Genomic DNA, 12,952 nt, shown 5'->3' on the forward strand with positions numbered 1-12,952 from the left:
GGAAGGAAGTAGATTAATATGATTTTTTTATAAGTGTTACTGAGCATATCAAATTAGCTCATTTGTACTAAAGGCTCAATTTTCGCCATAAATGATTGATGCAGTGCCTCAACACCTGTTACTAAATGAAGGCGGTCAATAACGACAGACACTTTAATTTCTGATGTACTTACCATTTTAATATGAATATCTTCTTCTTTTAAAGTAGTAAACATATTTGCAGCAACACCAGGGTTAGATACCATGCCAGATCCTACGATTGATACTTTTGCTAAATGATTTTCATATTCTACTGCTTCATAGTGAAGTGCCTCTTGATTTTGTTCCAATACTTCTAATGTTTCTCTTAAATCATTAGAATGGATGGAGAAGGAGAGATGAACAGTTCCTTCATTTGTAATACTTTGAATGATGATATCTACATTAATATGTGCCGCTGCTAATGTAGAGAAAACAGTTGAAAGTGAACCTTGTTCTAATCCTTTCACTGTGATGCGTGTAATATTATCTTCAAATGCAATACCTTTAACGATTGATTGTTGTTCCATGTTACATTCTCCTTTTACAATTGTTCCGTTTTCTTGTTCCATACTTGAGCGAACTTCTAAAATGACATTATGATTTTTAGCAAACTCAACAGCACGCGGGTGTAATACACCAGCACCGAGGTTTGCAAGTTCTAACATTTCGTCATAAGAAATTTCATCTAATTTATAAGCATCTTTTACAACTCGTGGATCCGTCGTATATACGCCGGTCACATCTGTGTAAATATCACATTTTTTTGCGTTTAGTGCAGCAGCTAATGCGACAGCAGTTGTATCAGAACCGCCTCGTCCAAGCGTTGTAATTTCAAAATCTTCACTGACTCCTTGGAAACCAGCTACAATAACAATCGTGCCTTTAGTAAGATAAGACTGAATTCGATCTGTATTAATTTCAGTAATCCGTGCACTACTATGTACAGATTCTGTCGTAATACCAGCTTGCCATCCTGTTAATGAAATCGCGTTATACCCTTTTGCTTGTAGTGCCATCGTTAATAATGAAATAGTTACTTGCTCTCCTGTAGATAGAAGCATATCCATTTCACGTTTACTTGGATTTTCTGTAATAACGTTAGCGAGTGCGACAAGTTCATCCGTGCTTTTTCCCATTGCTGAAACGACAGAGACAACGCTATGACCTCGTTCATATTCTTCAATAATTAAATTTGCTACATGTTGAATGCGCTCGACGCTTCCGACAGAAGTGCCACCAAATTTTTGAACAATTGTTTCCATTACAAATTCCTTCTTTCGTCTATTTTTAAGAATAGATTAGGAAATATATAAATCCCAATACTCCTGTAGTTACCAGAAAGACAAACAAAAAACACCATCTCAAATAAGTGAGGATGGTGCTGTTACAGGAAAAGGGAAACAGAAAACGGAGCTAATAAAAAAACCGCCAAAAAAGGAATATCATAAAAAATGATATCTCTTTTTTGTAGATAGCTCTTCATACGTACACGTCTGTACATATGACAGTTCTGTTTCTATTCGAAAACAGCCCCAATTGATAAATGCAGAGAAACTTATCAATTTCGGCAATACTTCCTTTCATCTAAGTTCATAGACATCTCTGTGTCTCCATTAGAATACTCATAAGTATCGCAACCTCTATCTCACGTTTTAGGCGAGAGTGTTTGATTTATGAAGTTGTTGGTAACATTTGTTTTATAATAATTTAAATTTTTCGGGGAATCAAGTGTTTTATATATATTTTAAAAATTCTTTCTTTTTTCTGAGGAAGTTTGTGAAAAATGTAGCAAAATAAATTCATTGCATGTACATTAAACTTATAGTGCATAGGAGGTGGGAGAATGAAAAGGAAACAGCCTATTTATGTTGCGACAAAAATGAACACGATGATGGGAAAATTATGGGAATATACGCAAGAACCAGATATACATACAGAGTGGGATGCTCGCTTTACTGAAATTTCGTATTTAGAGAAAAAAGAAGGAGAACCACAGAAGTTTTTGTATAAAACAAAGATTGGATTTGGGTTTGAAATAGCTGGAGAAGGGGAATCAATAGGTGAAATAAGAAAAGATATTTTAATGCAGTTATGCAATTGGATGAAAAAGAAAATGAAATTGTAGATTATTTTGGCGAACCACATTTACTCGTTTCTACACTGCATTTTCATATCGATGAGTTAGGTGCAATGCATATTTCTTCAAAGAAACAATGGTTTTATATGTTTGGAAGAAAAATTCCGTTACCAAAATTTTTGTATGGTGAGGCAAAAATTGTTGAAAGTTATGATGCAACACTACAGTGTTTTCGAATTCACGTACAAGTACGAAACCCGTTAATTGGCTCGCTTTTTTCATATAAGGGAACATTTGTGGAAAGGAAATAAACGATATGAAAAATATAATATTTGGGCTTGCTTGTTATGTTGTTTTTCTAATATATGAGTGGTCGAATGTAAATCCTGTTGAAGCAATTATATTATTATCTGTTTTATTATTTATACCAATGTCACTTTGTATTATTGATAAAAGAAAAAGAGATGGATCGTATTTATTATTTTATAAATTCGTATCGTTTTTATATCCAATCGCAGCAATTTGTGCAATGCTAGCTTTCGTCACAAATCACTATGTATTTGCGCTAGTTTGGTTTGTATATACAGGAATTGTTGCGTTATTTGGTGTAAGTAGATTGCTAGAAAGAGGATGGAAGCCGCTAGAAGAGAACGCCATAGATAGTGCGTATATTTATTTGTTTTTAGGTGGTTTTTGGTTTTTTGCTTCAGTAGCAAAACTTTCAATTATGCATTTTAGCTCTGACATTGTTTTACTCACAGCTGCACATTTTCATTATTCGGCGTTTCTATTGCCATTATCAGCTGGTTTAATAGGGAGAAAAAGAGAAAAGAGAAGTAAAGTATATGATGCTATTATGTTTATCATCATGATTTCACCTATGACAGTTGCAATAGGAATTACATACTCGAGAATATTTGAATTTTTTGCAGTGCTTCTATATTTATGTGCGATTTATGGATATGGATTTTACGTTTGGAGAGCAAAATTTAATGCTATCAGTGCAAAGATTCTTTTAATCGTTTCGTCTAGTACACTCATGGTTACAATTATGTTCTCACTTATATACTCATACGGGAATTTGAAGCATGTAATGACGATTACAATTGCTCAAATGGTTTGGATTCACGGTGTTGTCAACGGAATTGGAGTAGCGTTACCGGCATTTGTCGGCTGGATGATCGAAAAGAGTGTTCCGAATTATAAATACTATGGGAAACCAATGAGTAAATTAAGAGGAAGTGTGGCAATTGGTGAGGCTTTTTTATATAGCGGCAATTTAGTGGGCAGTAAGGAATACAACGGTTTAGTTGATCAAATAACTGATTTTCATAGTGAGTCATTTGACGTGACGAAGGTACCTTTAAGTATTATTCGTTTTTATGAAAATACAACAGAGTATGAGTTGCAATCAAATATTAAATGGGCTCATTGGTTCCGCCTATTTGCATTTTGTTATGAGAAAATGAGCAAGCATGTAGGACAAATACATTTAGGAATGGGCGACAAGTGGGAAACGATGCATGGCTCTATCATTGGTGTAATGGATGAGGAAGATGGAAGAGAGAATGTAAGGGCTTGGCTAAGGAAAAATGAAGCAGGTGAATCTATTTTTGTAGCTCTTTATTCAAAGCATACAGATAAGGATGAGACATATATGAATATCGCCTTGCCTTTACCTTATTCGAATATGACTGGTATTTTGAGGCTATGTAATGATAATCATGATTTAATCATTACTAGTAAGTTAAGAGAAAATGGCCAGGGAGATGAGGGGATTTATTTACATACTCGGTTCTTAACAATCCGTTTACCGTTAGCAGAGACTTTCATCATTACAGAGGGTAAGGATAAAATGTTAACAGCTCATCATAGCATGTGGCTATTTGGACTTGAATTTTTACATATTCATTATAAGATTGAAAAAATTGCACAGAAGTAAGAAAGGCTTGGATGGGTTTCCAAGCTTTTTTATGTATGGGTAATTGTCATAGAAATTTGTTTATTTAGCTCATTATCCCAAACACGTTGAATTTCAAAAGTGCCTGTTTCAAAAAATAATGGGAATCTTTCTTTAAACCAAGTTTGCATAGGTAGCTTTAGTGCTGTATCGATTGGTATCCATAAGAAAGAATAAGCCCTAAAGAAATTAGGACTTATTCTTCATCAAATACAAATGTTTGTTTCATTTTTTTACCTTCATTTACCGGATGGCCGTTATAAGAGAAATTCTTTTCTTCCCAAGTGATCACAACTTTAAAATTATGACTATTAAAGTCTAATGGGAATACCATGTAGTCAAAGCTTGTATGACTTTTAGAAATATTTTCATTAGGTGTAGTAGGTTTAAAGGTAGCCTTAGAGGTAGGATTGTTATCAAGTATTTCCACGGATACGTTTGATACATCATGACCGATGTTTTTTACGAGTAAACTATACGTATCAAATACACCTTGCTTTGGCTGGATTGCTTGCTTGTTTGAGTTATGAGATTTATCAATTTCGACATACCATTGTTTAGACTTTGATGCAATCGGCAGTGACTGAAATGTGTAAGCACTAGCTTGCATTGGTAGTGCTAAACATATAAGCGTAAAGAGAGTTAATATTTTTCGTTTCATTTTTTTTAGAGCTCCCATTCTTTAATGGATTTACTTGTTATTATCTTCTTTTTACGAGTTAATATACCATATAATGTAAAGTGGTTATTGTGAGTAGTGAATCAATATCTTATTCACTACTCTTATAGCTAGCATAATTACGTATGAAGTAAGAAAGAATAAATTTGTTTTTTCTATACTTAGATTACTACCCTTTTTAAAAGGGCTATTTTTACGTTTTAATAAAAAGAATATACTAAGAATTCCGTATAAATTATTTGTTTTAATGTAGTTAAATGTGCTTGTATATGTGAAATTAGAGAGGGAAGCTGTGTAGAGATGTTTCTACACAGCTATTTAGGATATGAAAAAATTACCAAAAATATGTTAAAATAACATTGTCATACAACAAGGGGGATTTGTTTTATGGAAAATGGACATCTTGCTAAAGTAGACTTAACGAAAAAAATTGAATCAAAATCTAAGTACAACAAGAAACTCGAAAAATATCAAAGGCGCTTATTAGCATTACAACAAATTTTGAAAGAAGAAAAAATCGCGGTTATGCTTGTTATGGAAGGATGGGATGCGGCTGGTAAAGGTGGGGCAATTAAGCGGGTGACGGAACATCTTGACCCACGTGGGTTCCAAGTAAATCCAATTGGAGCACCTGCACCTCATGAAAAACGTTACCATTATTTGCAACGTTTCTGGCGCAAAATTCCACAGTACGGGCAAATCACCATTTTTGATCGCTCATGGTACGGTCGTGTGTTAGTTGAGCGTGTTGAAGGATTTGCTACAAAGGAAGAGTGGATGAGAGCATATGATGAGATTAATGATTTTGAAAAACTACTAACAGATGACCATTACATAATAGGGAAGTTCTTCTACCATATAAGTAAAGAGGAACAGTTAAAGAGATTTAAAGATAGAGAGAAAAATCCTTTGAAAAGATGGAAAATTACAGACGAAGATTGGCGTAATCGTGAAAAATGGGATGAATATGTTGAAGCAATGGAAGACATGTTTGAAAAAACAAGTAAGCCAAATGCGAAGTGGCATATTATTGAAAGTAACGATAAATTGTATGCCCGTGTGAAAACGTTAAAAATCATTATTTCATTCATTGAGGATTATTTCTTAGAACATGGTATAGAATTGCCTTCTTATTATTATGAAATGAAAGAGGATATTGAAGTTTTGCAAGATGTAGGTGTTAAAGAGTAAAAAAGAAAATGGTCCTGTGAATTGGTGAAACCAAATTATGGGGCTTTTTTATTTAGAAACATTTTACAATTAACAGAATAAGGTATATAATCAATAATCATATTAACATTGTTAATATGATTATTGATTATATACTATGTGGGGGTTTTACTTTGAAGGGAAGAGATGTTGTTTTAGGTTTATTAATGGAAAAGGAATTGTCTGGTTACGATATTAAAATTGTGTTTGAAGACGTATTTACTCATTTTTTTGATGGAAGTTTTGGAATGATTTATCCAACGTTACGACAATTGGAGAATGAAGGGAAAATAAAAAAAGAGGTTGTCATGCAAGAGGGAAAACCGAATAAGAAAATGTACTTTATTACAGATGAGGGGCGTGAAGAATTTTATCAATACATGCAGACACCTGTAGAGAAGGATGTTTTACGTTCGGATTTTTTAATGAGAATGTATTTTGGTAACTATAGTGATGATGTAACAATAAAAAAATGGATTAAAGATGAAATTGAAAGAAAAGAAGCGTACATTGCAGATCTTCGATTGAAATATGAAAAGTGGAGAGTAGGTATTACTTTCGTCGAAGAAATTTCACTAGATGTAGGTATTGCATCGTATAGTGCACAAGTGGAGACTTTGAAGAAAAAATTAGAAGAGTTAGAGGCGAAAGAAAACAATAAAACAGAAGAATGAAAAACGCGTTCACAATAAATAAAGGGGTATATAAAGATGGAGCAATCAAAGGGTATTAAGATTGTCTTTTTAATGTGTCTAGGTATCTTTCTTTGTATGATTGATACGACAATTATGAATATAGCTTTACCGGCAATACAATCGAGTGTAAATACTTCGTTAGAAAAGATGTCTTGGGTATTAAATGTTTATACAATGACGATTGCAGTACTTGCCATTCCGTTAGGGCGGATAGCTGATATCTTTGGAAAAGCAAAGATGTATATTCTTGGTCTGGTGATTTTTGGTGGTGGATCGGTACTTTGCGCTTTTGCTAATACAGGTGATTTTCTTATTTTTTCTCGTTTTATACAAAGTATTGGGGCAGCGATTTTATTTCCAACAAGTATGGTAATTGGTGTATCAGCTATGCCATTAGCTAAGAGGCATGTTGCGCTTGCAATTTTAGGAGTAACACAAGGATTGTCAGCTGCTATGGGACCAGTAATAGGTGGAATTATTACGCAAAATTTAGGATGGAGATGGGTGTTCTTCGTTAATGTTCCGGTTTGTATAATAGGAATCGTGTTATGTTGCATCATGCTACAAATAAAAAATGAAGAACGTATTATCTCAAAAATAGATTGGATAGGACTACTATTAAGTAGCACAGCAATTTTTTCATTTACTCTCATATTAGTAAAAGGTAATACATGGGGATGGCAAAGTAATATTGCTTTGTCTTGTTATGCAATTAGCACTATTTCTCTTATTCTATTTGTTTTAGTAGAACGAAAGATTCATAATCCAATGGTGAATTTAAAGTTATTTCAAGATCGAATGTTTGTCGGAGCGTCTATCGTTGTTATATTAAGTAATTTATTTTTAATTGGAGTTACTGTATTGCTTCCAACGTTCTTGACGAAACTACAAGGTCGAACGGAAATTGAAGCGGCTTTTTTAGTGACACCTATTTCAGCAATGATATTTTTTGTCTCACCAGTTGCAGCAACTTTAATTAAAAAACTCGGAAAAGTAACTATTATTTTGTCAGGATTTCTTATTATGGGGCTTTCCTACTATTGGTTGCAAATGATTGATGTGCATTCAACAAATATAGAAATTATTATTCCATGTATGATATTAGGTGTTGGATATGGTTTAGTAGTGGGGCCAATTACAGTTTTAAGTGCGTCTTCGTTTGAAGGAGAATTGTTAACTGCTTCTCAAAGTGTTGTATCAATGTTACGACAAGTCGGAATTGTATTGGCAGTCGCAATATTTGTCTCTAACTTAACTCACAATTTAACTGTAAATAAAGAAAAAGTATATCGTTATGCAGAAGAAAAGGTGCGTACTATTCATGTGAATAGTACTGAGCAAACTGAAATTTTACAAATGACTAAAGAGAAAATAGAGAATCAAAGTTTAGAGTCGAATATAAATAAGAAACAAAATGCAATGACAATGGGATTAAGTAAAGAGAAAAAGGAAGAATTGATTCGCGACAAGACGGATGAAATATTAAGAAAAGTTCCAGTAGAATATAGAGATGTAAAAAGAGAAGAAGTTATGAGGCAAGTGACAAAAGAAGTTGAAAAACAAGAGGAAAGTATAAAGAAAGAGGTACTCACATTTTCAAATGATGTGAATCATTATGCCAAGAATCAGATGGCTATGAGTTTTACAGATTTATATAAAGCAAGTGTGCCAATTATTTTAATTTGTGCTTTCGTAAGTTTGTTGTTTTGGGAAGGGAAAGCTTTGAGTAAAAAGAGAAGGGGAAGATTAGTAGAAGAAGCGTAAAGAAAAACAGGCTATAGCAGCCTGTTTTTTTCATTGTTTTCTCCTTGCATATTGTGAATAGTAGTATTTTTAATATAGCATGGGATAAGTCGAGTATGATTAGAAAGTTTTTTAGAATGAAAGGAAGGAATGGAAAATGCCATTGAATATGTAACGTTATACATAGTACATTAACAAGAGGGATTAATTTTAAAAGGAGGATGGGGAATTGCTAGATAAGGCAGGGGCTTTAATAGATAATCATGTGTACACAGAAGAAGAGCAACAAAAACTATACAAACGAACGTTAATAATCGTCAGCATTTCACAAATGTTTGGCGGTGCAGGACTAGCTGCTGGTATTACAGTGGGAGCACTTCTTGCGCAGCAAATGCTTGGAACAGATGCATTTGCAGGATTACCAACTGCTATGTTTACATTAGGATCGGCATTCGCAGCTTTCATAGTAGGGAAGCTTTCGCAACGATATGGACGCCGGATAGGTCTTGCAACAGGGTTTATAGTAGGCGGATTTGGAGCAATTGGTGTTGTAATGGCAGCTTTAACAAATAGTATTATTCTTTTACTTATTTCTTTACTTATATATGGTGCCGGTACAGCCACGAATCTACAAGCTCGTTATGCAGGTACAGATTTAGCAGATAAGAAGCAGAGAGCAACGGCTGTTAGTATTACGATGGTAATGACGACTTTCGGTGCAGTTGCAGGACCAAATTTAGTAGGGGTAATGGGAAGTTTTGCTCATTCAATTGGAGTTCCTAAACTTGCAGGTCCGTTCATACTATCGGCAGCAGCATTTATACTGGCGGGTCTAGTTCTTTTTGTTATGCTTCGTCCAGATCCTTTGATTATTGCTAACATAATAGAAAGATATAAACAGGAACATACATATAAAGGACAACCAATAACAGAAGAAGCGAAAGAAAATAAACGAGGTACTACAGTTGGAGCAATCGTAATGATACTTACGCAAATAGTGATGGTTGCGATTATGACGATGACGCCAGTTCATATGGGACACCACGGTCACGGTTTAAGTGCAGTAGGACTTGTGATAGGTTTTCATGTAGGTGCAATGTATCTTCCATCTCTCGTTACAGGAATGTTAATTGATAAAATTGGCCGAACTACAATGAGCATAGCTGGTGGAGTGATTTTACTTGCAGCGGGTGTCATAGCTGCGACAGCGCCAAGTGATTCTTTATTATTATTAATCGTTGCTCTGTCTTTACTTGGGCTAGGATGGAACCTCGGATTGATAAGTGGTACAGCACAAATCGTTGATTCCACAACACCGTCTACACGTGCTAAAACACAAGGGAAAATAGATGTTTTTATTGCGCTAGCTGGAGCTTCTGGTGGAGCAATGTCAGGTATGGTAGTAGCGAATTCAAGTTATGCGGCATTGTCATTGGCTGGAGGGGTGTTAGCGTTATTACTTATTCCTGTTGTGATATGGTCTCGAAAAGGGGCAAGAAATTAAATGAAAAAGAGGTTCTAGTTACTGACTAGAGCCTCTTTTTATACACTTAAATTAAATTCCACTCTACAATAAGCCCTAAATGCGTAAGTCCGCCACCAAATCCGTATAGTAAAAGTGTGTCTCCGTTATTTAATTTCCCTTCTTTTATAGCTAAATTTAAAGCGAGTGGAATGGTGACTGAAGAGGTATTCCCCATAAATTCCACGCTCGTTAATGTTTTTTGTATTGGAATTTGAGATTTTTCGCAAATAGATTCGATCATTCGTAAGTTAGCGCTGTGGGGTATGAACCAGTCTATATCATCTACTTGCATATTTACGGTATGTAATAAATTTTTTATGCCTTTTGGTACTGTGCGTGTTGCCCATTTATATACTTCTCTTCCATTTTGAACGATTTTTTCATTTGTTTGCAGTGGTGTGCCATTCATAGTAGTAGATAAGTTTGTTCTATATAGATGAATGCCGCCATCACCGTTTGTTCCCATGTGAGCAGCGATAAAGCTTTGGGTGTTTTCATCTCTTTCTAATAAAATAGCTCCAGCACCATCACCGAATAAAATACAGGTCGTTCTATCGGTATAATCAGTAACTTTAGATAATGTCTCTGTCGCTACGACAAGTACTTTTTCATGTGATCCAGAAGTGATTAAGCTATTACCGATGTGTAGTCCATATGTAAAACCAGCACAAGTTGCATTTAAATCAAAAGCTAGTGTATGAGGTATGTTGAAGTATTGTTGTATTTGGCAAGCAACACTAGGGAAAACGTAATCAGCAGTAGTAGTAGCGACAATGATACAGTCGACATCTTCTAAGTTTTTCTTATATGTTGTACATAAATTTTCAATTGCTTTAATGGCTAAGTTTGAGGAGTATTCTTCGTCGCTAGCGATTCTTCTTTCCTTCATTCCTGTTCTTTGTACAATCCATTCATCATTCGTATGGACCATCTTTTCTAAATCGTTATTAGACAATATTTGATCTGGAACATAAGTACCAATTGCAGTAATACGAGATTTAGAATGCATAGGAACATCTCCTAACTTTTATCTTTATAACCTGATACTAATATTAGGTTATAAAAATGTCAATAAAGATTTTTGTTGTATTAAAACGATAATACTTAACTTACTATGAAGGAATTTGGCGAGTGCTGTAAAAATAATATACGAGAAGTTTCTAAAATTGATAATTGCTTTTGTTATTTTTATTGTGAGAAAAATTCGCAAAAAATGACGATTAAAGTAAAAATATAAAGATTTTCTTTAGTGTGATATAGGTTGTTAAACCTTGTGAAAGCGAATTACTTATGCTACACTTTATGTAACTTAAAATGAACGGAGGGGCTTCCTTTGATCTTAATCAGATTACGTCTCAATACTTTGTGCCAATAATTGAATAGCGCTCAAAGGCTCTGTCTGTGTACAGAGTGAACGGGATTGGTCTGCCTATTTTAAAGGAACCCTTTATTAAGCTTATATGTGAAAAAGAGGGAGGGACGAATACGCCCTCTTTTTGTTTTGCCTTTATAAATAGAATGGGATTGTATAAGTGAACACTTACTGTGGATACGTATACAATCTTGGGACTTTTTGACTATAAAATAGGATGAAAGCATAGCTTTCTTCTATTTCTTTGGTGAACCCTTATCCGTTTACGAAAACACAGGCAGCGACCTGTGTTTTTTATTTTACGTAATCGAAATGGAGGAATAAATATATGGAAGAAGTATTACAAAGAGCAGTTTTAGTTGGAGTAAATTTAGGTAATGAAGATGATTTTGCATATTCGATGGAAGAGTTAACAAATCTTGCGGAAGCTTGTGATGTAGAGGTAATTGGGCAAGTAATGCAAAATTTACAACGAGTAAATCCATCGCATTATATCGGAAAAGGAAAGATTGAAGAAGTTGCAGCGTATGTACAAGAAATAGATGCGAATATGGTTATCTTTAATGATGAATTATCTCCTTCACAAATTCGAAATTTAGAAGAGGATTTAGATTGTAAGGTAATTGATCGTACCATTTTAATTTTAGATATTTTTGCGCAACGTGCGAAAACGAAAGAAGCACAGCTACAAGTAGAAGTAGCACACCTTCAGTATATGATGCCTCGTTTAATCGGTCTTCGTGAATCGTTAGGGAGACAGAGCGGCGGCGTTGGTACGAAAAATAAAGGTGTCGGTGAAAAGAAGTTAGAGTTAGACCGTCGTAAAATTGAAGAACAAATTTCAGTTTTGAATAAAGATTTAGAAGCGCTCGTTGCCCAGCGTCAAACGCAGCGAAAGCAGCGTAAGAAAAATGAAATACCTGTTGTAGCATTAGTAGGTTATACGAATGCAGGAAAGTCAACGACGATGAATGCAATGCTTGAAATTTATAATGGTACAGAAGAAAAACAAGTATTTGAAAAAGATATGTTATTTGCGACGTTAGAAACATCTGTACGAAATATTGATTTGCCAGATAATAAATCATTTTTATTAACAGATACAGTTGGATTTGTAAGTAAATTACCACATCATCTTGTGAAGGCGTTCCGTTCAACGTTAGAAGAAGTAGCGGAAGCAGACCTACTTATTCACGTTGTAGATTACGCAAATCCAAATTATGAACAATTAATTGATATTACAAATGAAACGTTAAAGAAAATTGGAGTAGAAAATATTCCAACGATCTATGCTTATAATAAATCAGATATGGTAGATGTTGAAATTCCGAAAGTGCAAGAAGATCGCGTTTATTTATCAGCGAAGAAACATGTTGGAATTGAAGAACTTGTAGAAATGATTGGCTCACACATCTATAAAGAATATACGAAGTGTGAAATGTTAATTCCATATGATCAAGGACAGGTAGTTTCGTATTTCAATAATCATGCACACGTTTTATCTACGAGTTACGAAAACGAAGGTACCAAATTACAAATAGAATGTAAGACGAGTGATTATGAGAAGTATAAGCATTTTGCAATTTAATGTAAGAGGCAACCCAGTATGTGATTGGGTTGTCTTTTTTTTGTACTGTTTTACCGCTGAAAGTTACAAGGATGCAAGCCAAT

Annotated in this window: 9 protein-coding genes, 3 pseudogenes and 1 riboswitch; of the genes and pseudogenes, 8 read left to right on the forward strand and 4 right to left on the reverse strand. The window is 34.4% G+C overall.

Annotated features, from left to right (window positions below):
• Positions 1-53: 53 nt before the first annotated feature.
• Positions 54-1,283 (reverse strand): aspartate kinase, encoded by a 1,230-nt coding sequence (locus tag MHH27_RS09285; RefSeq protein WP_097821590.1) that lies wholly within the window; start codon positions 1,281-1,283, stop codon positions 54-56.
• Between the two features lie 202 nt (positions 1,284-1,485).
• A riboswitch (Lysine riboswitch) is annotated at positions 1,486-1,672 on the reverse strand.
• A gap of 192 nt (positions 1,673-1,864) precedes the next feature.
• Here MHH27_RS09285 and MHH27_RS09290 point away from each other — a divergent pair.
• The 3 genes and pseudogenes from MHH27_RS09290 to MHH27_RS09300 form a co-directional block, all read left to right on the forward strand.
• Positions 1,865-2,098, forward strand: a pseudogene (locus MHH27_RS09290) (hypothetical protein); the annotation flags it as partial.
• A pseudogene (locus tag MHH27_RS09295) lies at positions 2,086-2,409 on the forward strand (DUF4166 domain-containing protein); the annotation flags it as partial. The pseudogenes MHH27_RS09290 and MHH27_RS09295, both read left to right, overlap by 13 nt.
• 5 nt (positions 2,410-2,414) lie before the next feature.
• Positions 2,415-4,040 (forward strand): YndJ family protein, encoded by a 1,626-nt coding sequence (locus MHH27_RS09300; protein WP_340942317.1) that lies wholly within the window; start codon positions 2,415-2,417, stop codon positions 4,038-4,040.
• Between the two features lie 29 nt (positions 4,041-4,069).
• Here MHH27_RS09300 and MHH27_RS09305 read toward each other — a convergent pair.
• A pseudogene (locus tag MHH27_RS09305) lies at positions 4,070-4,225 on the reverse strand (DNA mismatch repair protein MutT); the annotation flags it as partial.
• Between the two features lie 29 nt (positions 4,226-4,254).
• Positions 4,255-4,719: a hypothetical protein gene (locus tag MHH27_RS09310; RefSeq protein WP_000823335.1), complete on the reverse strand. Its 465-nt coding sequence runs from the start codon at positions 4,717-4,719 to the stop codon at positions 4,255-4,257.
• Between the two features lie 405 nt (positions 4,720-5,124).
• Between MHH27_RS09310 and MHH27_RS09315 the strand changes: the two genes are divergently transcribed.
• The 4 genes from MHH27_RS09315 to MHH27_RS09330 all read left to right on the forward strand — a co-directional run bounded on the left by MHH27_RS09315 (position 5,125) and on the right by MHH27_RS09330 (position 9,888).
• On the forward strand, positions 5,125-5,928 hold the full coding sequence (locus tag MHH27_RS09315) for a polyphosphate kinase 2 family protein (protein ID WP_000427319.1): 804 nt from the start codon (positions 5,125-5,127) through the stop codon (positions 5,926-5,928).
• A 152-nt stretch (positions 5,929-6,080) separates the two neighbouring features.
• Positions 6,081-6,620, forward strand: a complete 540-nt coding sequence (locus MHH27_RS09320) for a PadR family transcriptional regulator (protein WP_000678333.1) — start codon at positions 6,081-6,083, stop codon at positions 6,618-6,620.
• Positions 6,621-6,656: 36 nt separating this feature from the next.
• A complete protein-coding gene (locus MHH27_RS09325; RefSeq protein ID WP_000438116.1) occupies positions 6,657-8,405 on the forward strand; it encodes an MDR family MFS transporter in 1,749 nt (582 codons plus the stop codon).
• Positions 8,406-8,613: 208 nt separating this feature from the next.
• Positions 8,614-9,888: an MFS transporter gene (locus MHH27_RS09330; RefSeq protein ID WP_340942321.1), complete on the forward strand. Its 1,275-nt coding sequence runs from the start codon at positions 8,614-8,616 to the stop codon at positions 9,886-9,888.
• 46 nt (positions 9,889-9,934) lie between these two features.
• On the opposite strand, the gene MHH27_RS09335 is transcribed toward MHH27_RS09330, so the two are convergent.
• A complete protein-coding gene (locus MHH27_RS09335; protein ID WP_340942323.1) occupies positions 9,935-10,918 on the reverse strand; it encodes a ketoacyl-ACP synthase III in 984 nt (327 codons plus the stop codon).
• A 691-nt stretch (positions 10,919-11,609) separates the two neighbouring features.
• Between MHH27_RS09335 and hflX the strand changes: the two genes are divergently transcribed.
• On the forward strand, positions 11,610-12,869 hold the full coding sequence (hflX, locus tag MHH27_RS09340; protein WP_000393275.1) for a GTPase HflX: 1,260 nt from the start codon (positions 11,610-11,612) through the stop codon (positions 12,867-12,869).
• Positions 12,870-12,952 lie beyond the last annotated feature (83 nt).

Origin of the sequence: Bacillus sp. FSL L8-0152, assembly GCF_038006365.1 — a bacterium.
GTDB classification, from domain to species: Bacteria; Bacillota; Bacilli; order Bacillales; family Bacillaceae_G; genus Bacillus_A; species Bacillus_A cereus.

What these genes read in the sequence shown, in the direction of transcription:
- MHH27_RS09285 (WP_097821590.1), bottom strand. Translation starts at nt 1,283, where the DNA reads ATGGAAACAATTGTTCAAAAATTTGGTGGCACTTCTGTCGGAAGCGTC.
- MHH27_RS09300 (WP_340942317.1), top strand. Translation starts at nt 2,415, where the DNA reads ATGAAAAATATAATATTTGGGCTTGCTTGTTATGTTGTTTTTCTAATA.
- MHH27_RS09310 (WP_000823335.1), bottom strand. Translation starts at nt 4,719, where the DNA reads ATGAAACGAAAAATATTAACTCTCTTTACGCTTATATGTTTAGCACTA.
- MHH27_RS09315 (WP_000427319.1), top strand. Translation starts at nt 5,125, where the DNA reads ATGGAAAATGGACATCTTGCTAAAGTAGACTTAACGAAAAAAATTGAA.
- MHH27_RS09325 (WP_000438116.1), top strand. Translation starts at nt 6,657, where the DNA reads ATGGAGCAATCAAAGGGTATTAAGATTGTCTTTTTAATGTGTCTAGGT.
- MHH27_RS09335 (WP_340942323.1), bottom strand. Translation starts at nt 10,918, where the DNA reads ATGCATTCTAAATCTCGTATTACTGCAATTGGTACTTATGTTCCAGAT.
- hflX (WP_000393275.1), top strand. Translation starts at nt 11,610, where the DNA reads ATGGAAGAAGTATTACAAAGAGCAGTTTTAGTTGGAGTAAATTTAGGT.